Here is a 19,319-nt window from a genome sequence, read left to right on the forward strand (position 1 = left end):
TTCTTGCCGTTGCGGTTGTCCTTCACGATGTCGAAGCTGACCTTTTGGCCCTCGACGAGCGAGCTCATGCCCGCGCGTTCGACGGCGGAGACATGGACGAAGACGTCTGGCTGGCCATTGCCGAGTTTGGACCTTCCCTCTGTGACAACCCTGTCGCACCGGGCTGTCCGGGCTTTTCCGGCCATGCATGCTTATGATGGCGCGGAAAGAGCGGCGTCAGCAGCGTCACGATCAGCCCGTGCACAGGCGTGAGCGGTGACCGGCCACAACGGCGACACCGATATAGCCCTCGCGCTGCAGCTCGCGCACATAGCGCTGCACGGTGCGCCGGCACCGTTGCAGCGCCAGATAAGTGACCGTCGTGTCGAGCACGCGCCCCGTGCGGTCGCCGCGATAGGTCAGCTTCATAATTTTCCCGGCGCAGCGCCGCGCGCCATCACTCAGGTTGCGGTCAACGTCGAGTCCCGCGGCCGTCGCCGGGACGAACGCGCCGCTGTCGCGCGGTGATGCATGGCGCGGCCTTTCGCCAGGCACATAGTGACGACAGCGTTGCAGCGACCGCGTCCGCCGGACCTCCGGCGCCGCCATTAACGCCTGGAACTCGCTGCAGGGCACCGTGTCGGGGACGACGCCGGGCAGGCGTGAAATTGTCCACGGCTTCCCGCCGCCGGCGCAACGACGTGCGCGCGAGATCGAGCAACTCCGATTCGTTGCATTCTCGGTAGTATCGCATTGTGGTCTCCTCCTATAGCTGTGAGAAAACCGGCAGAAAATCGGGGCAAACATCGCATCGGAATTTGTTTGCGATGTAAGGTCCGCTTCCAGTCGGGCCTTTTCATGATTATGTCGTTCGACTTTCAATCTGATAGTTAGATGTTACACGATAGCTGGAATTGCCCGCCCCGGGATGCACTTACGCAATACGCCGCCGCTAAGCCCTGTATTCGCCGGACTTCCAGCTTTGTGCGAATCCATTCTCCGGCAAAGAAGGCCCCGATCGTTCCGAATCATGCACACCCAAAGCGGGCCAGCGCCCCGCCTCCATCACCGCAGTTCCGGCCACCGCGCGCCGGGCTGTTTCTTGAATAGCGGCGCAAGGAGTCCGCGCGAGGCCACCCCGGTTTCCCGGGGCAGGCCACGGTCACAGTTTGACCGGAGCGCGCCCGATACCGTCCCGGCATCCGGCTGCGATCCCCCGTGGAGGGGAAGAGCAGGGCCAAGCCCGCGGGACCTGGAACGCCGCCTGACCTCGGCCGGTGTTCGGGGTCAGCGCAACACGTATCATCGGCAGCGCCGATCTCATGGCCTCGGCCCATCGCGAAAAACACGACGCGGTCGTTGCCGGTCTTCTCGCGTGCGCCCTCGGCGCCTGGTTGAGTGCAGCTTCCAAGTGTCTTGATGGCAGGGTGAGGATTCCGGGTCGCCTTCGCAGTTCCGATGACAGGGCGCCAGTCTTCTCCCCGTGCCGGGTTTTTGCCCAGGGCCACCACCAACGCATGCCTCAGTCGCTGGCTATCCAGCCGGAGGTCGGGCTGCGCCCTCAATCCTTCTGCCCACAATGACCGGTTCGACCTTTTTCCCCGGCGCTGAAGCGCCTTCCTCGCGCAAGCCAAAAAAGATCGCCCCGTCGTCATCCTCCACTTCGTTGCGGGCCTGCGGCTGCGGTCCGGATCGCCCCCCGGGCCTTTGATCGCCATCGAGGCTGCGATGGTCGTGGTCTCAAGACGAAAACCAAAGGAGACTGACAATGGCTAACATCGGCAACTTCACCAAGGCGGAAGACGGCACCTTCACCGGCACCATCAAGACGCTGGCGCTCAACACCAAGGCGAAGTTTTCCCCGCTCGAGCAGACCGGCAACGGCGGCCCGGACTTCCGGATCTTCGCCGGCAATGTCGAGATCGGCGCCGCCTGGAAGAAGACGTCGCAGCAGGACCGCCCCTATCTCTCGGTCAAGCTGGACGATCCGAGCCTCCCGGCTCCGATCTACGCCTCCCTCCACGAGGACGAGCAGCCCAGCCAGTTCAGCATGATCTGGACCCGCCCCCAGGCGAAGTAACCGCCACGGCCGCCCCGGGAGAAAATCCGGGGCGGCCTTACCCTTTTTTCCCTGCCTGTTCAGCCCGGCGCGGGAGGCGAGCTCCGTCGCCCCCAGCGCATTAAACTGGCCGCCGGTTTCGCGGGTTCATGTCTCTGTTGCGGCCGGCTGCCCGTCTTCGTATGTCAGGATGCGCGCGGCTTCCGGGATCAGGGCCAGCCACTTCGAGCCGACCCGCCCGACAGCCTCAGCGAGCGTGTAGTGCATCTCGGCTAGCCAGTCCGGCTGGTTGAGTACAAGCGCGGCGGCCAAATGCTCGCTCGTCGACAGAACCCCAAACGCCCCGTTCCTGGCGTCGCGAGCTTTGCAACGATATGTCGTGATTCACCGTGCTCACGGATCGCCCCTTATCTTTTTTTAAGTCGATGCGCTTACGCACTAGCCGCACCTCGGGATTCTCCGCCGACCCCCCCCGTCTTATGGAGATCCCGGCGATGTCAGCCTGTTATAGGTCTCCGGACCATATTTGTCCAAAATCTGCGGCAAGGTTCGCCCCGTTTCCCAACCATCGCGTCCGGCGTTCCTGATCACCTCTGCCGATTGTGCCACATACCGAAACAGGATCAGCCGGTTTCGGCAGATCGATTCTGTCTTCGACCCTTCGAGGCATGACCGGCATCGCAAGACCAGTTTCCCGCAGAACTTTGTCTCTGATCTTTCGATCGACGGCGTCTATTGCGGTTTCCAGCACCCAGGACGAAAAGCTCGTAGGATCATCATTACCTGAATAGCGGCCCTTCAGCTCTTTAATCCTGACATCGTCGCCGTCTCTTTTGGCGATGCGAGCATGTGCCGCCTTGTAACGGTTATAGGCATCATCGAAAGCGGCTTCCTCGGACTCATAGGCCGCCTCAGCAGCCGCCTTTGCGCGATTGTACGCTTGCTTTGCGCCTGCACTGCGGGGTCGTGGTTCATGCGGGCCACACATGCGCTAAAAGCCTTGGCGGCGTTGACTGCCGTCGTTTCATCGCTGGTCAATTGAACGTCACCCGATGTTTCCTCAGGCGTGGCGTGCGCTCCCGCGCCATGAATGACCGCAAACATCGGCACAGCAATGATGCCCGCGAACAAAATCTTTGAAAGATGATGCATAAAATCTCTGAAATATAAAGGTTCGACGTATCTTTTTCCGAAAAATCGTCAAATTGCAAAGAAATAAACAAATATGACAAAAACCACCTGATCTTGTCGAGGCGCTGATTGAGCTTGATTTGCACCGGTTCTCTGCTTTCACAGAACGATATAGAATAGCGCCGGCCGTCATGATCATGACCACCCGGGCGCATAGTGCAAGGGGGCTACGCTTCAGGAAGCGAGATGTTCCGGGACGGATGAACCTGCCGGGCTGAGAGAAGAGCCATGGCGCTTCGATCCCTCCCCGCGCTCTCCCTCGGAGCCGTCCCATGACCGTCATCGATCCGTCTTCGGCCGCTCACGCGGCCGCGGCTGGCGCTGCCCGCACCGCCCTTTCGGGCAAATATCCTAGGCGCCCGCACCGGTGTATCCTGTCCTGGCTTCGGGTCAGCCATGCGATGACTGTGTTCAAAGCTGTGTCCGTCCTTATCGCATTCAACGCCGGGATGCCTGTGCTGACCGCGGCGGCCGCCGACTTTGCCGGCAAATACACCGGCACCGTCGACAGCTATGAATGGACCGCGATCATTGCGCCAAAAGGAGGTCAGACCTACAAGATCCTGGTCCAGGTTGGGCTCGACGCAACCAAAATGCAGCGGCAAATTTCAGGATGTCGGACGCCTGCAGCACGACCGAATCGTCACACCGCCCGCCAAGGACCATAGCTGCACGCTGACCTTTCCAAGACCGCAAACGGCATCTCGATCGAGGAGAAATCCCTTTGTCAGCTCGATCATGGCGCCGCCTGCATATTCACCAGCCGCCTCACCAAGGTAAGGGGGACCGCCACGTTTGACCGCGGCTTTCTCGGAATATGGGCGCCGGATAGACCCTCCTGCGCCCGCGAAGGCACCGAATGGTTCATGGTTTCCCCAGCCCACATAGAGGGGCGGGAATTCAGTTGCGATCTGGAGCAGTCGACGTCGGATAGCGGCGTCGCCCGTCTGCGCTATTCCTGCACCGGCGAAGACGCTGTTTACAGCCTCGATCTCCGATGGCGCCTCGACGCCAACGGTCATCTGCTGGAGCAGTCCGGCGGAGAATCCAAAGACTACATTCGCTGCAACTGATCGCGAACGCCGTAGCCGTCCTTCCGGCGCCCGACGGGCGTCAGAGGAGGGCCATCGGCAAGTACAAAATGCCTGACGCAGCTACTTTGTAACCGCCACGGCCGCCCCGGAAAACCGGGGCGGCCTCGCACACCCTGACAGGGGTGTGTTTCGCTCGCGGACAGCCCCAAAAATTATTGACAGCGACTATGCCGATCATGGTCATCATGACGATCGGCATCGTCGTCACAGTGGAGAAGAAGATGAAGAAGGCGCCTCGGCCTTACAAGCCGACCGGGCCATAGTCAGCGGTCGCCTCCCGAGATGCCGTCTCGACGGTTCGGTGACTGTCCCCTGGCGCAAAAAGGGCGATCGCGACCGCCACGCTCATCGCGATCATGCTGACGACGTGCTGCCATACGTATCGAAAAAACCATACAAGCAAGAGCTATCCTTTTTCGTGGCGGAAACAGTCGAAGCGCAGCCTCGTCGGCAACGGCCGGTCCCCCGCGCCGGCTCTGGACGGGGTTGCTGTTGCCGGGGAACGATCATTCTGCCCCATGGGGTGCAGCCGCAGCACGGTCCGCCTTACTGTCCACCTCCGCCATGGTTTCGGCGAACATCGCCTCGATCCGCGCCGCCTCCCTGACCGTGAGTGCCGCGAATTCCTTTTCGCGGGCGCGTTTTGACAGCCTGCCCTCATTCTGCCGCAAGAAACGGAAGAGCAGGTCCAGCAGCCTGTCCGGCATATCGGCGATGGCGCTGACGCGCATCTTGAACGCATCGTAACGCCTCAGGAAGGCCGTCTCGGCCGGCAAGTCGACATCAATGGCGCGCGCCACGCATGAAAACAAAAACTCGGCGTGCGGCGTTGCGTCGAAATACCTGTAGAAATCGGCCGTTTCGTTCAGCACCTCGACATTGCCGCGCTCGGTCGGCCGCCAGCGGATCAGCGGCAGTAACCGTTGCGAATAGCCTTCGAGCGTGCGGCGATAGTCCTTGATGCGGTCCAGGATGACCGCCGAGATCGGAAACGCCACGCCGGGCGGGTTGAATCCGCGCTCCGCCAGCACGTGATGGATCAGATAACGGTGCAGGCGGCCGTTGCCGTCCTCGAAGGGGTGGATATAGACGAACCCGAACGCCAGCATGGCGGCGGCAAGGACAGGGTCGAGCGCGCGCGCCGCCGTCCGGTCGAATGCCGTCAGCCCTTCGATCAGCCCCTCGAGATCCTCATGGCGCGCGCTGATATGGTCCGGAATCGGCGCGCCGGTGTCACGGTCATGCCCGCCGACAAATCCCCCTTCGCCGCGCAGCCCGAGATGGACAAAGCGCGCATCACCGATGACGATCCGCTGCAGCCGCAGCAGTTCATCGCGGTCGATCGGCCGCCGCCCGGCCTCGCCGATCACCTGGCCCCACCTCTGAATCCGGTCTTGCGACGGGTCTTCTCCCTCGATCGCGAAACTCGATCGCGAGTCCTTCAGCAGCAGGAAAGCAGCCGCGCGGGCCAGCAGGTCCGCAGGGACATCGGCAATGACAGCCCTCGCCTCGCCCGCAAGGTTCCGGGCGACGAACGCCTCAAGCGCCGGCGTCCTGAACACCATCGGGCAAAAAGCCGGCGCGCCCGGCAGGTTGTTCTTGACGCGGTGGCGCGTCGACGTGGTTCCGGCCGTCGCCCATTGCTGTGCGGGATCAACCACAGGCGCATAGGCGCCGGCGGCCGCATCGGGCAGATCGAGACGCGCCTGCATCAGCCATTCATAAAGAAACCAGATCCGTCGCGCGTACGCACCCGTGGGGCTTGCCCGGACGATGGCGGCAACCGGCTCGGGGCCGGTCTTGCCAAACAGGCCCTTCAGAACGCCTAGGTCCAAGCCTTCATAGCGCAGCGCGAAGGTCAGGTGCCCGGCGAGATCGCCGCTCGGCCGATGCCGAGGCGTGTAGATTCGCCAGCCGTCGCCCTCGTAAATTCTGTGCCGCTGCCCGATCGCCGTGAGTTTCAGCGGCACCGGCACGCTCAGGCCATAGGCATCGATCAGCGCGGCATAGCCCGCCGGCTGCGCCTCTTCCGGCAGCCGCCGGCCGTGAAAAACGGTTACAGCTTCTGAAAAACGATTAGGGACGGCGACGGACATGAATTTCGATTCTTTAGAGGTTAAAACCAGTTCCAAAAACAATGATATCATGAAAATCGATAAGTTGCCATCAATTTTAGTTCTAAATAGGCAACGTTCATGAATTTCAATAACGTCATGGCATCTCCCAACGCACACTCACCTTGCCAACGTACAGCAGCGGCGCCGTTAAGGATGAAACCAATGATGAAAGGACCGAGCCATGACTCAGCACCGGATCACAAGCCACAGCAAGCTGCGCGACGTGATGATGGCTGTTGCACGCGGCGAGCAGGCCGCGCCGCCGGATGCGGGAGGGCAAAGCTTCGAGAACGTTGAGGCGCTGGTGCGGCTGCTTACGCCGGAGAACCGGCGGCTGCTCGCCATCATCCGAGATCGAAAGCCCCGGCCAATCGCCGAGCTGCCCAAATGGTCCGGGCGTGCCGCGCCCAAAGTCACGCGCACCTTGTAGAAGCTAGCGGCAGTCGGGTTTGTCAGGATGAAGGAAGATCACAGGCGGAAGATCCCGACTGACGTCATTCACAAGCTGACCGTGGAAATCGATCCATTTTCACAGAATGATCGGCTTGAAATCGTTTAGTTTGGCTCCTGCGACGGCGGACTGTATATCCGAAACAGCATGACTTGGGCTCGCCCTTCGAGCCGCGCTCTACTCGCCGCCTGCGCGGCTCCCGAAGCCCCTTGGCGGGGCTTCGCGCAGTCGCGTGACGATCGCTGATGCAGGAAATGCCGGCGGACATCTCGCCTGTGGCCCCAACTATGTCGAAGCTTCGCTCTGGCCGGCCCTATTCGGCGGCACGGCGGCGCGCCAGCAAATCAGACGAGATCACGCATATCTTCGTCTTGGGTGACGACCCTGCCCGCCTGGGGCTGATCGGTGCAAAGAACGACGGATCGTCATGAAGACTTGCGGCCAGATGGTGCTCTTGCCGGGACCGCTCCACTCATGCTGTTCGAACAAGGCAGTTGCTTGGGTGGAGACCGGATTGCCGACCCTGCCAAGTGTTGCGATGGCGACAACGACGCATGTCACCGTCCCGATATCGACGATTTCAGGCTCTCGACCCATTCGAGCCGGTGTAGCCGTTCTCAGTGCGGGAGAACGCACGCAACCGATCGTTACCGCCAAATCGTGGTCCCTCCTTCTGTCTGAACCAAGCCGCGCCCAACGCGGCCTCGAATGGATTGGTCTGACCGAAGACCGGACGCTGAAGCATCGCCTCGATCGCCTTCCCGCAACGTCCGTCGCCAGCTTTTTTCCGCCGCCTTCGGCTTTGCATCGCGAAGCAAAAAAGCCGTCGCCGCCGCCCTTCACTCGTGTTCCGGCCCTGCGCGTGCGGGGCCGATCGTCCCCGGTCTGTCGACCCCCATCGAGGCCGCGATGGGCGCGGCCCGATCAGCAGAAGGAAACCACGACATGGCAACCATCGGCACTTTCACCCGCACCGAGAACGGCTACACGGGCGTGGTCAAGACCCTCAACCTCAACGTCAAGGCGGTGAAGTTCGCGCCAGCCGAGGGCGAAAACGAGAAGGGTCCGGACTACCGCATCTTCGCCGGCGCCACCGAGTTCGGCGCGGCATGGAAGAAGCGGTCTGACAAGGGCAACGACTTTCTCTCGGTCAAGCTCGACGACCCGTCCTTCCCGGCTCCGATCTATGCGAGTCTGGTCGAGACCGAAGGCGAGGATCTGGCGCTCATCTGGTCGCGCCGCCGCGCCGCCGAGTAGGACCGGCCACCGGTGAAGCCCCGCGAAAAGCGGGGCTTTGCCCTGCTCATGTCCTCCAGTGCATCAGGAGTTTGATACGGAGAGCTGCGCTCCGTTTTGTCTCGATCGGCCGCGGCTCACGCCTTGCCGATCCTGGGGGAGCCAAGGGGTTTTACCCCTTGCTCCCCGCAAATGCCGCCTACGCGATGGCAGGGCCGCAGCCTCGCAAAGCGGCCAATCGCCACGACTGATCAACATCATCATCCGCTCCGCTCGCCGTGCAGCCCGGCCATGCTCGCCGGCATTTGCCCCCTTCATCCCCGCGCGCTCACGCGCCCCCGGGAGGCATGTCGGGGGACATGCCTTCGGCAGTAACGGGAAAGGAGCAATGATCATGAACATCATCAGCACCAGCCAGAATGGCCAGCAGGCCGTAAACGGCGGTTTCCACGTGGACATTTCGCGCGGCGAGCGGATCGGCCGCGTTTCGTCGGAATGGTTTTCGCGGCCGGACGACGAGCGTTATCTTTCGCTGACCGAGCTTTACGACGCTGTGAAGGCGAGGGCGGATCGCGCGAAGGCTCGCACCCTGGAGAGCCGCGCGGTGCGTGTGGGAGCGAGCCGGGAGGATGCGGAGAGGCTTGCGCTCATCGTTCCCGGTCAGGATGAGCCCATTGCGCCGACACATTGGAGTTTCGGCCAGCTTTGCAGCCTTGTCGGCGCGCCGGCATCCTACATGCGGCAGCTTCCCGCGCCGCTCGCAGGCATCAACCTGCAGCATGGTTTGCTGTCGCACCGCGCCGAGCTTGTGAAGACGCTGGAGGCAGAAAATGGCCGCATCGAGCTTCGCGCCGTGACCGGGCCGGACTATGGCCGCATCTGGGATCACGAGCTCGTCGCCGCCGTCATGCGCATCGCCGGAAACGGTAGTGGCGACACCATTTGGAAGGTTCCGGGCGTGCTGGATTGGGCGACCATGACGCACAATCCCTTTGTCGACGTGACCAAGGACACGACCACGCTTTATGCCAGCGACCGCGACGTGTTCCTGTTTCTGGTGGACGACACGCACCCCATTGAGGCCGGGCGCCTGCCGAACGGAGAGCCGGACTTGTACTTTCGCGGCTTTTATTGCTGGAACAGCGAAGTCGGATCGAAGACGCTTGGCATTGCCTCGTTCTACCTCCGCGCGGTTTGCATGAACCGCAACCTTTGGGGTGTGGAAGGCTTCGAGGAAATCACGATCCGGCACAGCAAGTTCGCGGCGCAACGTTTTGCCCATGAAGCAGCCCCCGCACTGACCAGCTTCGCCAATTCCTCGCCCGCGCCATTCGTCGCCGGCATCAAGGCCGCGCGGGAGAAGATCGTCGCCCGCACGGACGAGGATCGGGAGAACTTCCTGCGCAAGCGCGGTTTCAGCAAGACCGAGACGGCAAAGATCATCGAGACGGTGCTTTCCGAGGAAGGCCACCCGCCGGCCAGCATCTTCGATTTCGTGCAGGGGATCACCGCCCATGCGCGGGCCAAGACCAATCAGGACAGCCGGCTCGAGCTTGAAGGAAAGGCGAAGGCCCTGCTTGAGAAGGCCGTCTAGAAACCGCTGCCGCGCGGCCAGCTCATCGGCCGCCCGGCATCCTACGGAGAGATTGTTTGCTTCGATCTGGTGAACTGGGTTGGCCGTGCGCCGCGCCAAGATGGCACGGCCGTCGCTCGCCGGGCTTCGCCCGGCTCGCGATGCAACTGCCATCATGGTCACGACAGAAACTACTCGGCCACACACGAACCGGAACGACTAGTCGATCGTGGGCGGGTCAGGGTTCCGCCTTCTTCCTGCCACTGACTTCGCTGTGGATGCGTTGCTCGCAGATGCCGCCGCCCAAAGCGTCCGCGTGCGCTTCGGGTTCCTCTCGGCAGCCGCCGGGACCGGCGCTTATTCGACGCGTTTTCGTCCCAGCCCCAAACTTTTTGAGCGATGACTTGGCCGCCGCATAGACGGGCGGCTGCCTGAAGTTATCTGCGACACGTCCCAACTTGTTGAAATTAACTACCGCGGCTGAAGCGGCGTTTGACAGTAGCCGGTACGCACATCAGGTTCCCGCCGTTGGGATCGTTGCCGGAGCCCGCTCTCGTCTTCGAGGGCGGGCTTTGTCGTCGGCCCGTGGCGGCCAATGCCCAACCTCCGCTGCTATTCCCGCCACTCGCCATGTCACGTTTCATGTCGCATGTTCTGCCGATAGTCGCCGATTGCAACACAGGCGCAACACGAAACGCCAGGAGCATGTTGGCAAGATGTTGCTATGCCAGCCCTCTCAAGAAGCGAAGGTCAAACTGTCCCTTGTGAATGGCGCAAGGGCATCTTGGAAGACGACGGGCGAATATTTGCGAGGTTCACGCGCCCCCTTGGAAGCAGCGCGAGACGCTGCTGCAACACCCGAATGGGAATGCTGCCAAAGCGGTGCGCTTGGCTCCGGTTTCTGTCAGCAGCTCACAAGCCGCGCCATCCCCTCCAGCAGCCTTCAGACCGACGGCTCGTAGAGATGCGTCATGATTTGACCGGAGCGCACCGGATCGATCCTGTCGGCCTCTGCGAGTGCCCATTGCTGCCACGCTGCAAGTGCCGAAGCATCAACATCGACAGAACCTTCTTCGATCGCGTGCCGAACGCGCTCAACAAGTGCTCGGATATCTTGAGCCTGGCGCAGTAGTTCTCCGCTTGCCCGCAGGTTTTCTAGGCGCTGCTGATTGAGCTGTGCCAGTCGCTCCTGCCGCCGTTTTTCCTGTTCGATCTGCTCCCGCTTCGCGCGCTCCTCTGCCTCTTGCAGGCTCTGCCTGAACTTTTTCTCTCCAGCCACAATGATCGCAGCCGCGATTGCAGCGATCCTTGCCTCCAGAGTGCCTTCGTCATCATCCTGCCAAGACACGGTAGCCTTGCGGTCGAAGCCTGGATCGAGCCGCAGAACGAGCGGCGTCGACGCCGGGAGGTCGGGCGCCGGCCGCAGGTAGCCCTGCTCACGCACGGTCCGGTACTTGCCGGCGATCGCGATATCCAAACCCAAATAGCTGTCGCCTATGATCGCTCGCGCATGGATCTCTCCGTCCTGCTCGTGGGCGTCGCCGTCATGACCGCGCTTACTCAGTGCCAAAAATACCGCGTTGAGGATTCTCAGGCGCCGCTTCCCAAGCGGTGCGTCGAACTTGGGCTGGTCCCAAGACCAGTCGCGCTCTGCAACTTTCTCGCGGCGACGTTGCTCCTTCTTGAGCAGCTGCACGAGCCCTCCATGGGGCCTGTCCAGCGTCTTCGGAGCAGAAGCTTGGCCGATCGCTTTCAGCTCCTGCGCGTAAAGTTCGTCGAGGTCTTCCGGAACCAGCGCGGAAGCGAATGGACCCTCCGATGGAAGCCGCGCAGCTGGCGACAGAGCCTTGGAGAAACGAGCATCGACCCTCAGTCGGCCGATTTCGCCGGGCCGCCGTGGCCGTGCGTTGGGGCGCCTGGGCACCGGCTTTCCGGCACGCATTTTGTTCCAATATCCTTGAGGCGGTGGTGCAACACCGCATCTCGCCAGGAGCTTTCTTAGCCCGACGTCAGACAGGTCGAGCTTGGCCGCCAGGTCCCGCATAGGCGCGGACCAGGCGAAGGCGATCAAATCGTCAGGCAACACAAGGATGTCGTTCCGCCACACGCTGTTTTCCCCTTTCATTGGTCAGCGAATAAGGCTTCTGGCATGCCATCGCAGTGCCCGTGTGACAAACCCGCAGTCTCATCCGGTAGGGCTGTGCGAGGCGTTGCTGTGATATGAAGACAGAGCAAAAATCGAGCGCATACAGGGTTCAACGTGCGCACTCGTTCTGTTGAACGCCTGCTCGTGAACCGCCGAATTTGCGCTCGGCAAATGTCTTTTTCTTTCGCGCTCAAGCCGTTTTCTGAGCGCGTCTAAGCGCATTCGCTTTGCAGAATTCGTGTACTTTCCCGTGGATCTGTTTTGCAGCATTCATTGTGGCTGCGAGGGTTGATTTTGGCATAGCTTTTCAAGCTTAGGTGCCGGAAAGATGTCCGGTAAGCGTCCGTGCATTGCACGTCGCTCAGTGCTTGACAGGATTCTGCTGCTTCCAAGCCCAAGGCATGAGCTCACCGAGATGGTTGGCCGGATAACCGTCGACCATGCGGTCGAGCATGTCGGTGAGGTAGGCGTAGGGCTCGGCGCCGTTCATTTTGCAGGTTTCGATCAGCGAGCAGAGGAGGGCCCACCGATGTCCACCACCATCGCTGCCGGCGAAGAGATGGTTCTTGCGGCCGAGCACCACCGGACGGATGGCGCGCTCGACGGGATTGGTGTCGAGCTCGACGCGGCCGTCGTCAAGGAAGCGGGTGAGCGCCGGCCAGCGGACGATCGCGTAGCGGATGGCGTCAGCGAGCGTGGAGCGCTCGGGCAGGAGCGGCAGTTGTGCATCGAGCCACAGGCGCAGCTGCTGGACGATCGGCCGGGATCGTCGTCGCCGCGCCACCAGCCGATGCGGCGGAGACTGGCCGCGCACCTCCTTTTCAATGGCATAGAGATCGCCGATCCGGCGCAGCGCCTCCTGGGCAATCGGCGATCCGGTGCTTGTCGCGACTTCATAGAAGTTGCGCCTGGTATGCGCCCAACAGGCCGCCAGAATGACGTCGTCGCGCGCCGCCAGCTTCTCGAAGCCGGCATAACCGTCGACATGGAGCACACCCTTGAAGTGCTCGAGGTGAGCAATCGGGCGCTCGGCTTTGCGATCCGGTTCGAACAGATAAACGGCGGCCGGCGGCGCCTCGCCGCCCCAGCCACGCTGATCGCGGGCGTAGACCCAAAGTCGGCCGGTCTTTGTCCTTCCGCGGCCAGGATCGAGCACGGGAACCGGCGTATCCTCGGCAAAGAGATGGTCGGCGGCGAGCACGTCTTTCATGAGCCGCTCGTGCAGCGCCTCAAGCCACCAGCAGGCGCCGCCGACCCAACCGGCGAGCGTCGAACGGTCCAGTCCCATGCCGTGCCGGGCATAAATCTGCGCCTGCCGGTAGAGCGGTGTGTGATCGCAATATTCGGCTGTCAGCACCTGTGCGACCAGCGCCGGCGTGGCCAGTCCGCGGGCGAGAACGCGCTCCGGCGCCGGCGCCTGAGCGATGCTGTTGCAGGTCCGGCAGGCGTATTTGGGACGCGTGATGCGCAGCACCCGGAAGCGCGCCGGCACGTAGTCGAGCATCTCGCTCACGCTCTCGCCAATGCCGTGAAGAGCACCGCCGCAATGGCGACAGATGGGGCTGTCGACGTCGATGAGTTGCTCGACGGGCGGAAGATGATCGGGCAAGGGTGTGCGTTTCGGCAGAGCCTTTTCGGTTTCTGCCACGGGCACCGGATGGCGCTCGCGCACCCGCTCGATATCGCTTTCGATATCCTCCAGGGCGAGCTCGAACTGGTCGGGTTCGAGACGCTCGGAGCGACGTCCAAACTGCGCCCGCTGAAGCTTCTTGATGATGGCGCGGAGACGCTCGATCTCGCTCTCGCGGCTCTCAACCGCCGCCGCCATGTCGCGCACCAAAGCCTTGAGAAGCGCGATGTCGGAAGGCAGGTTTGCGAGGTCGAATCGCATGAAGAATCATACTTCGATGCGCCGATTAGACCAAGTTTTCTGTTTGATTCTGCTCGTTTTTTCGACGGATTTCCCGCACGCTCAGCCGGCCAGCATCGGTCGCCAGAAGCGCTCCGGAGCACGCCAGTCGATGCCTTCGATAAGCATGGCCAGCTGCGCCGGCGTCAACATCACCGTGCCGCCAGGCTCGGCCAGGCGCGGCCACACGAACCGTCCGTGATCAATGCGTTTGGTGAACAGACAAAGCCCTGTCCCATCCCAGAACAGCACCTTCAGGAGCGAGGCGTTCTTGCCGCGGAAGACGAACAGATGACCCGAGAACGGGTCCTTCTTGAGCTGTTCCTGGATCAGGGTAGCGAGACCGTCGAGACCCTTGCGCATGTCGGTGTAGCCGAGCGCCAGATGCACTTTCACGCCGGCCGGAACGACGATCATGACGCCTTCTCCCTCCCGGCGAGCTGGCGCTTCACCGCAGCCGGAGTTGTGCCGGCTGGCGCAAACACGCGCCGTCCATCATCCAGTTCGATCGCCACCATTCCGTCCGGCGGCCGTACCAGATCGCGCAAAGTGGCGAGAGCCGGCGGCCCGTTTTCTCCTCCATCGGCGAGCTCGACCAGCGCCAGTTCCGGCGCCTTACGAGCGGTCAGGCCGAACTCCTCTCGCCAGCGGAAGGCCATGCTGGTGGCAATGCCATGGCGGCGGCAGACCTGCGCCACGGCGACGCCGGGCTTCTCTGTCTCCTGCACGATCGCCCGCTTCTGCTCGTCGCTGAACCGGCGTCGGTTCGAGCGCCCGTCCACCGCCTGCGGTGTCAAGCGGTATTTGCGCCGCGCGCAATTAGCAGCGCTGCTTAATTGGGCCCGGGCACTCGGATGAAGAAGCGATCGCCAGTCCATTTCGTCGCCGGATTCTTCCAGGCGATCACGCCAGATCCGCAACGCATGTCGCGAAAGCCCGAGCGCCGCGGCGTACTCGGCATGGCCCATGCCGCTCCAATTCATCGCCTCGACATGCATGCTCCAGAACGCTCGCAGAGCGATCGGGCCGCTGTCCGTGCGCCTGCCGTAGCGGTAGCGCGGCCGCCTCTGGGCGCGCTTCGGCTGCTGCGTCTTGTGCTGACGTCCGGCCTTCTTCCGGCGCGAATTCTGCAGCTTTTCCGCACGTTTGCGCAGATCGTCGGCGCTCACCAGATGCCGCATCCACAGCACGAATGTCGTGATCGAAAGATCGCGCCGAAGGCAGTATTCCTGCGCATCCAGATTGCCGCGGAACCAGCTCGCCACGTGCGACGACGAGTAAGGGCTGTTGGCCTTGGCCCAGGAGCGGCGAGGCGCCATCGGAGATCCTCCACATGACGAAGGAACCCGACATGACGCGAGATTGCACTACCCCAAATACGTGCAGGGACCGGACGCTTACGATGTCCGTATTTTTGACGGCAAGATAAAGCGAACTGGCGTTCGCACTCCCGTAGGTCGTAAGTGTTTGTCTGCACATTGTTTTTTGAGCCTCCATGTGGTGCTTTTCCGGCCTCTGCAGGAGGTTTGGAAAGCGCCGCAATTCCTGTATCAATTTGTTTTCAAAGAGAATTTATGGCGCCATCAGCAACGTGCGGTAGGAGGTTTTCTCGCCACCGTGTCCTTTATGTACGCCATACTACGACATCCTGATTTCTCGACTTGAAGGGCTGGAATCTTCGCCTACGTCGCGCGCATGAGCGACGAGAAGGACGATCGCATCCGCATCCGCCCCGGACGGCCCCGCAACAGCAGGGGCGCGCGGACGAACACGCGCGATCTGCCCTTTGCCCGGCATGTCGAGATCGCCATCCGGAAGGCCGGCGGCGACCCGCGCCGCATCGGTTCGGCCGGAAGGGGAAAGAGAAGCGGCAGCGGGCGGTTCAACGCGCGCGGCCGGGGCGCCAAGGTGGCTGAGTCGTTTTCGAGGGATACAGGCGGCTGGCAGCGGGATTCGCTCGGGCGCTTCCGTGCGCGGCGCGTGGTCGTCAAGGCCCGCGTGGTGCAGCTCAATAGTCAGCGCGGCGGGCGCGGCCACAAATTCGTCACCAGTCGCGGCGCGGTCGATGCGCATCTGCGCTATCTTGAACGCGACGGTGTGACCAGGGACGGCGAGAGAGGACGCGTCTATTCGGCCTTCGAGGACGAGGCCGACGGCAAGGCGTTCATCGAGCGTGGGCGCGAGGACCGCCACCAGTTTCGCTTCATCGTCGCGCCGGAGGACGCGGCCGAGCTGGCCGACATAAGGTCCTTCACCCGCGACCTGATGGCGAAAATGGAGGAGGATCTGGACACGCGGCTCGACTGGGTGGCGATGGACCATCACAACACCGGCCATCCCCACACCCACATCCTGCTGCGCGGCGTCACCGACGACGGAAAGATTCTCAACGTCGCCGGCGATTACATCGCCCATGGCATTCGCCATCGGGCAAGCGCGCTGGTGACGCTGGAACTAGGCCCGCAGACGGAGATCGAGGTTGCCCGCAAGCTCGCCAATGAAGTGGATGCCGATCGGCTCACCCGTCTGGACAGAGTGCTGATCGCCGAACAGCAGGAACATGGCTCCATCGACCTGCGTCCGGGTGGCAGTGACAGTTACACCATCCTGTCCAATCGCTATCTGTTGATCGACCGGGCCAAGAAGCTGGAGCGCCTTGGTCTTGCAACGGAGATCGAGCCCGGCCGGTGGGAACTCGCCGAAAAGGCGAAGCGCACGCTCAAAGAGCTTGGCGTGCGCGATGACATCATCAAGACGATCCATCGCGCCTTGCAGGACCACGGCCTCGACGCAGAGCGCGGCCCCGCCCAATACGTCATGCATGGCAAAACCGTTACAGAACCGGTCGTCGGCCGCGTGCTCGCCAAGGGGCTCGCCGGTGACGGCATCGACGATCGGCTCTATGCCGTCATCGATGGAACGGACGGATGCACCCATTATGTCGAGACGAACGACGCCACGAAACTGGAGGAAATCAGGCGCGGCTACATCGTGGCACTCGACCCGATCCTGCCAAAGGAGGAACCGCGCGCGGCCGACCGCAACATCCAGATCGTGGCGTCCGACGACGGCATCTATCGACCGAGCAAACATCTTGATGCGATCCGCGAGACATTCCTGGCCGAGGGTAAGGACCCCGACGCCTTCGTCCGTTTCCATGTCCGCCGCCTCGAGGCCCTGCGCCGGGCCGGCCATGTCGAGCGCGTTGACGCCGACCATTGGAAGGTGCCATCCGACCTGCCGGAGCGCGGCATCGCCTATGACATGAAGAACCGCGGCAAGGATTTCACTGTCCGCACCCTTTCCGCTTTCGATCTCGACGCGCAGATCGGCGGCGACGGCGCCACCTGGCTCGACCGCGAGCTTGCCGCCCGCAATCCCGCGCCCTTGCACAGACAAGGCTTCGGGCTGGAGGTGGACCGGGCACTCGACCGGCGCGCCTTCAGGCTCGTCGAGATGGGCCTTGCCACGCGCGACCCGCAGAGCGGCGTCATCACCTTTGCGCGCGGCTTCGTGCACAGGCTGGAGCAGCGCGAGGTTGGCCGCGTCGGCCAAGAGCTCGCGCAGGAGCGCGGCCGTATGTTCTATCCCACGCGCGCCGGCGAGCATGTCGGCGGCAAGCTCGTCGGCTCCGTCAGCCTGATGAGCGGACGCTATGCCATGCTGGACGACGGCCTCGGCTTCCAGCTCGTGCCCTGGCAGCCTGGGCTCGAAAAGCGCATCGGGCAGGAGATTTCCGGCCTTGTCCGCGACAGCGGCGGCATCGATTGGGACTTCGGCAGAAAGCGGAGACTAGGGATCGGCATGTGAGACGATCAGCATACACGTGAAGGCTTCTTTTCGATCGCGAAGGCGAAGGTTGCGCCACTTGCAGACATTGGCGACCTTCCCCTGCCGCTCTGGCAGCGCTCGCGAAGTCACCTCAGCTTCGATGCACGAGCACTGGAATCTTGGTGTGCGTCAAAACCTTGACTGTCTCACTCCCTAGGACAATTGCCGAAAGTCCGCTTCGCCCATGTGAGGCCATGAATATGAGGTCGCACCCCTTAGCCTGCGCGGTCTCGCCGAATAAGGATGATCGTGCTCGACCTGCAAAGTCTCACAGGGCACGCCTTTCGCTCTTGCATCGGTTTCCGCAGCCTCGAGATAGAGCTTTGGTTGCCCGTGCAGATATTCGCGGATGAAATCTGCTGCTCCGGGGATGTCCGCGACCGGGGCCAGATCAGAGCTAAGGGAATGGTATGGAACTGTGACGGTAAGGGCCGTGACTCGGGCATTCAAGGCTGCCGCAAGCTCAATTCCGTGCGCGACGGCTTTTTGCGACAACTCGGATCCATCGGTAGCAATTAAAATGTGCTTGTACACCTAGGGCTCCGTCGAATTGCACTTGGTGAGCAAGAATCGATGCTTCCTTTACGGGCGCATAGCTTCATCCTAAAGGTCAAGCTTCGCTGCTCCGCACCGCGGCGCTATCGCAAATATGGGCAAAGCACTCTCTGCCCGCTGTAGGTCGTGTAGAGTCCGGTCCTCCAGTCAAAAGACCTAAACCGGGCTGCGCAGTGACGGCGGACATCGCTGCCCCACATCATGCCAGGTGCGTGATAGTATGGTTTTCCGCGCCCGTAGCGCCACATCATGCCCGGACCGTGGTAGTATCCGGGTTCACGCCGATGGTCCCAATCGTCCCACATCATACCGTGGCCATAACAGCAACCTGACCTATTGGACCGATTGCTGGTGTCGGCGCTGGCAGCGGTGGAGCTCATGCCGGCTATCGCGAGCACAAGAGAAATACCACCGAACAAGCAGGCTCTGGTGCTCATACACTACCCTTGAGGGCCTCTACAGTTAGGCGCATGGCTTCATCGAAGCTGACTGCCAGCGTCCTTGCGAAATAGTAGCTTATGGTTCCGTCGCGCCGCACCGGCTGGCTCCGTCAAGTCTCTTCTCGCACCCTCCTCGTTTTGGCTGTCGTGACGTATGCACTATTGCGCAACGGTAAGCGCCGTCACCATTCCTGCCGCGTAGTGTCCTGCGACATTGCAGATTAGCAAATAGGAACCGGGAGCGAGGGCGATTTCCAGCGTTTTCGACGCGCTCGGCTGCAGATCGGCAGCTTCCCCGACGATCTTGATCTGCTCCTCCGGCACCCGCGCCTGCACATAGTCGTAAGGCAGCGGCGCGAACGGGTTATCAACGCCGACGACGAGCACTTCGTGCAGGACGCTCCTCGACCAGTTCGTGACCTCGAATGTCACCGTGCCCGTTTTGACGCTCGCCTTGTCGGTCCGGATCGACATCATGCCGCCCATCATCATTCCGGGCCCCATCATTCCCGGATGCATCATGTTGCCCATCATGCCCTGACCCATCATGCCGTATCCGGCCATTCCCGCCGGCATGACGCTCGACACATCAAGAAGCGCGACCTTCATCGTGGCAGACTGATCGGCCGCCCATGCGGTTGTGGCCACGGCAGCGGATACAAACAGGGCAGCCAAGCAAGTGTGCAGATTTCTCATGTGACTATCCTCCAATCGTTCAACAAACGTGCCGTCATTGCG

Annotated in this window: 20 protein-coding genes; 7 read left to right on the forward strand and 13 right to left on the reverse strand. The window is 62.1% G+C overall.

The annotated features are described in order from the left end of the window. Both SAZ10_RS10305 and SAZ10_RS10310 read right to left on the reverse strand, forming a co-directional pair. Nucleotides 1-185: cold-shock protein (locus tag SAZ10_RS10305; protein ID WP_318609141.1), on the reverse strand; the 185-nt coding region annotated here is incomplete at its 3' end. Between the two features lie 46 nt (nt 186-231). Next, entirely contained in the window at nt 232-408 is a 177-nt protein-coding gene (locus SAZ10_RS10310) for a hypothetical protein (protein WP_318609143.1), read from the reverse strand. Between the two features lie 1,339 nt (nt 409-1,747). On the opposite strand from SAZ10_RS10310, the gene SAZ10_RS10315 reads away from it, so the two are divergent. Beyond that, nucleotides 1,748-2,059, forward strand: coding sequence for a DUF736 domain-containing protein (locus SAZ10_RS10315; protein WP_318609144.1), 312 nt, complete (start codon nt 1,748-1,750; stop codon nt 2,057-2,059). 126 nt (nt 2,060-2,185) lie between these two features. Here the strand turns inward: SAZ10_RS10315 and SAZ10_RS10320 are convergent, their stop codons facing one another. After that, nucleotides 2,186-2,350: a hypothetical protein gene (locus SAZ10_RS10320; RefSeq protein WP_318609145.1), complete on the reverse strand. Its 165-nt coding sequence runs from the start codon at nt 2,348-2,350 to the stop codon at nt 2,186-2,188. Between the two features lie 486 nt (nt 2,351-2,836). Continuing rightward, complete coding sequence (locus SAZ10_RS10325; RefSeq protein WP_318609146.1) at nt 2,837-3,190, reverse strand: hypothetical protein; 354 nt, start codon at nt 3,188-3,190, stop codon at nt 2,837-2,839. A 311-nt stretch (nt 3,191-3,501) separates the two neighbouring features. On the opposite strand from SAZ10_RS10325, the gene SAZ10_RS10330 reads away from it, so the two are divergent. After that, on the forward strand, nt 3,502-3,897 hold the full coding sequence (locus SAZ10_RS10330; RefSeq protein ID WP_318609147.1) for a hypothetical protein: 396 nt from the start codon (nt 3,502-3,504) through the stop codon (nt 3,895-3,897). A gap of 198 nt (nt 3,898-4,095) precedes the next feature. Next, nucleotides 4,096-4,302 (forward strand): hypothetical protein, encoded by a 207-nt coding sequence (locus SAZ10_RS10335; protein ID WP_318609148.1) that lies wholly within the window; start codon nt 4,096-4,098, stop codon nt 4,300-4,302. A gap of 527 nt (nt 4,303-4,829) precedes the next feature. Here the strand turns inward: SAZ10_RS10335 and SAZ10_RS10340 are convergent. Beyond that, a complete protein-coding gene (locus SAZ10_RS10340) occupies nt 4,830-6,419 on the reverse strand; it encodes a Fic family protein (RefSeq protein WP_318609149.1) in 1,590 nt (529 codons plus the stop codon). A 202-nt stretch (nt 6,420-6,621) separates the two neighbouring features. Here SAZ10_RS10340 and SAZ10_RS10345 point away from each other — a divergent pair, with 202 nt between their 5' ends. The 3 genes from SAZ10_RS10345 (at nt 6,622) to SAZ10_RS10355 (ending at nt 9,721) form a co-directional block, all read left to right on the forward strand. Next, complete coding sequence (locus SAZ10_RS10345) at nt 6,622-6,870, forward strand: hypothetical protein (RefSeq protein WP_318609150.1); 249 nt, start codon at nt 6,622-6,624, stop codon at nt 6,868-6,870. A 966-nt stretch (nt 6,871-7,836) separates the two neighbouring features. Continuing rightward, nucleotides 7,837-8,148, forward strand: coding sequence for a DUF736 domain-containing protein (locus SAZ10_RS10350; protein ID WP_318609151.1), 312 nt, complete (start codon nt 7,837-7,839; stop codon nt 8,146-8,148). A gap of 373 nt (nt 8,149-8,521) precedes the next feature. Further along, a complete protein-coding gene (locus tag SAZ10_RS10355; protein WP_318609152.1) occupies nt 8,522-9,721 on the forward strand; it encodes a DUF932 domain-containing protein in 1,200 nt (399 codons plus the stop codon). Nucleotides 9,722-10,643: 922 nt separating this feature from the next. Here SAZ10_RS10355 and SAZ10_RS10360 read toward each other — a convergent pair. From SAZ10_RS10360 to tnpA, 4 genes are all read right to left on the reverse strand, one after another. Beyond that, complete coding sequence (locus SAZ10_RS10360; RefSeq protein ID WP_318609153.1) at nt 10,644-11,396, reverse strand: hypothetical protein; 753 nt, start codon at nt 11,394-11,396, stop codon at nt 10,644-10,646. Between the two features lie 811 nt (nt 11,397-12,207). Further along, a complete protein-coding gene (gene tnpC / locus SAZ10_RS10365) occupies nt 12,208-13,737 on the reverse strand; it encodes an IS66 family transposase (protein ID WP_318609154.1) in 1,530 nt (509 codons plus the stop codon). 81 nt (nt 13,738-13,818) lie between these two features. Next, entirely contained in the window at nt 13,819-14,172 is a 354-nt protein-coding gene (gene tnpB, locus SAZ10_RS10370) for an IS66 family insertion sequence element accessory protein TnpB (protein WP_318609155.1), read from the reverse strand. Continuing rightward, nucleotides 14,169-15,074, reverse strand: coding sequence for an IS66-like element accessory protein TnpA (gene tnpA, locus SAZ10_RS10375; RefSeq protein ID WP_318609156.1), 906 nt, complete (start codon nt 15,072-15,074; stop codon nt 14,169-14,171). Before tnpA ends, tnpB begins: the two co-directional genes overlap by 4 nt. 376 nt (nt 15,075-15,450) lie before the next feature. On the opposite strand from tnpA, the gene SAZ10_RS10380 reads away from it, so the two are divergent. Then, nucleotides 15,451-17,565 (forward strand): DUF3363 domain-containing protein, encoded by a 2,115-nt coding sequence (locus SAZ10_RS10380; RefSeq protein WP_318609157.1) that lies wholly within the window; start codon nt 15,451-15,453, stop codon nt 17,563-17,565. A gap of 112 nt (nt 17,566-17,677) precedes the next feature. On the opposite strand, the gene SAZ10_RS10385 is transcribed toward SAZ10_RS10380, so the two are convergent. The 4 genes from SAZ10_RS10385 to SAZ10_RS10395 all read right to left on the reverse strand — a co-directional run bounded on the left by SAZ10_RS10385 (nt 17,678) and on the right by SAZ10_RS10395 (nt 19,277). Next, complete coding sequence (locus SAZ10_RS10385) at nt 17,678-17,782, reverse strand: universal stress protein (RefSeq protein ID WP_318609158.1); 105 nt, start codon at nt 17,780-17,782, stop codon at nt 17,678-17,680. After that, entirely contained in the window at nt 17,740-18,120 is a 381-nt protein-coding gene (locus SAZ10_RS10390) for a universal stress protein (protein ID WP_318609159.1), read from the reverse strand. Before SAZ10_RS10390 ends, SAZ10_RS10385 begins: the two co-directional genes overlap by 43 nt. Nucleotides 18,121-18,224: 104 nt before the next feature. Then, on the reverse strand, nt 18,225-18,578 hold the full coding sequence (locus SAZ10_RS33585) for a BA14K family protein (RefSeq protein ID WP_412535196.1): 354 nt from the start codon (nt 18,576-18,578) through the stop codon (nt 18,225-18,227). A 162-nt stretch (nt 18,579-18,740) separates the two neighbouring features. Then, nucleotides 18,741-19,277, reverse strand: a complete 537-nt coding sequence (locus tag SAZ10_RS10395) for a hypothetical protein (protein WP_318609160.1) — start codon at nt 19,275-19,277, stop codon at nt 18,741-18,743. Nucleotides 19,278-19,319: the final 42 nt, after the last annotated feature.

It is taken from the genome of Mesorhizobium sp. BAC0120, from assembly GCF_033542235.1.
In the GTDB taxonomy this organism is placed as follows: Bacteria; Pseudomonadota; Alphaproteobacteria; order Rhizobiales; family Rhizobiaceae; genus JAWRCU01.

Coding starts and splice junctions, on each gene's coding strand:
- SAZ10_RS10310 (WP_318609143.1), bottom strand. CDS start 408: ATGAAGCTGACCTATCGCGGCGACCGCACGGGGCGCGTGCTCGACACG.
- SAZ10_RS10315 (WP_318609144.1), top strand. CDS start 1,748: ATGGCTAACATCGGCAACTTCACCAAGGCGGAAGACGGCACCTTCACC.
- SAZ10_RS10325 (WP_318609146.1), bottom strand. CDS start 3,190: ATGCATCATCTTTCAAAGATTTTGTTCGCGGGCATCATTGCTGTGCCG.
- SAZ10_RS10330 (WP_318609147.1), top strand. CDS start 3,502: ATGACCGTCATCGATCCGTCTTCGGCCGCTCACGCGGCCGCGGCTGGC.
- SAZ10_RS10335 (WP_318609148.1), top strand. CDS start 4,096: ATGGTTTCCCCAGCCCACATAGAGGGGCGGGAATTCAGTTGCGATCTG.
- SAZ10_RS10340 (WP_318609149.1), bottom strand. CDS start 6,419: ATGTCCGTCGCCGTCCCTAATCGTTTTTCAGAAGCTGTAACCGTTTTT.
- SAZ10_RS10345 (WP_318609150.1), top strand. CDS start 6,622: ATGACTCAGCACCGGATCACAAGCCACAGCAAGCTGCGCGACGTGATG.
- SAZ10_RS10350 (WP_318609151.1), top strand. CDS start 7,837: ATGGCAACCATCGGCACTTTCACCCGCACCGAGAACGGCTACACGGGC.
- SAZ10_RS10355 (WP_318609152.1), top strand. CDS start 8,522: ATGAACATCATCAGCACCAGCCAGAATGGCCAGCAGGCCGTAAACGGC.
- tnpC (WP_318609154.1), bottom strand. CDS start 13,737: ATGCGATTCGACCTCGCAAACCTGCCTTCCGACATCGCGCTTCTCAAG.
- tnpB (WP_318609155.1), bottom strand. CDS start 14,172: ATGATCGTCGTTCCGGCCGGCGTGAAAGTGCATCTGGCGCTCGGCTAC.
- tnpA (WP_318609156.1), bottom strand. CDS start 15,074: ATGGCGCCTCGCCGCTCCTGGGCCAAGGCCAACAGCCCTTACTCGTCG.
- SAZ10_RS10380 (WP_318609157.1), top strand. CDS start 15,451: ATGAGCGACGAGAAGGACGATCGCATCCGCATCCGCCCCGGACGGCCC.
- SAZ10_RS10385 (WP_318609158.1), bottom strand. CDS start 17,782: ATGGCCTCACATGGGCGAAGCGGACTTTCGGCAATTGTCCTAGGGAGT.
- SAZ10_RS33585 (WP_412535196.1), bottom strand. CDS start 18,578: ATGAGCACCAGAGCCTGCTTGTTCGGTGGTATTTCTCTTGTGCTCGCG.
- SAZ10_RS10395 (WP_318609160.1), bottom strand. CDS start 19,277: ATGAGAAATCTGCACACTTGCTTGGCTGCCCTGTTTGTATCCGCTGCC.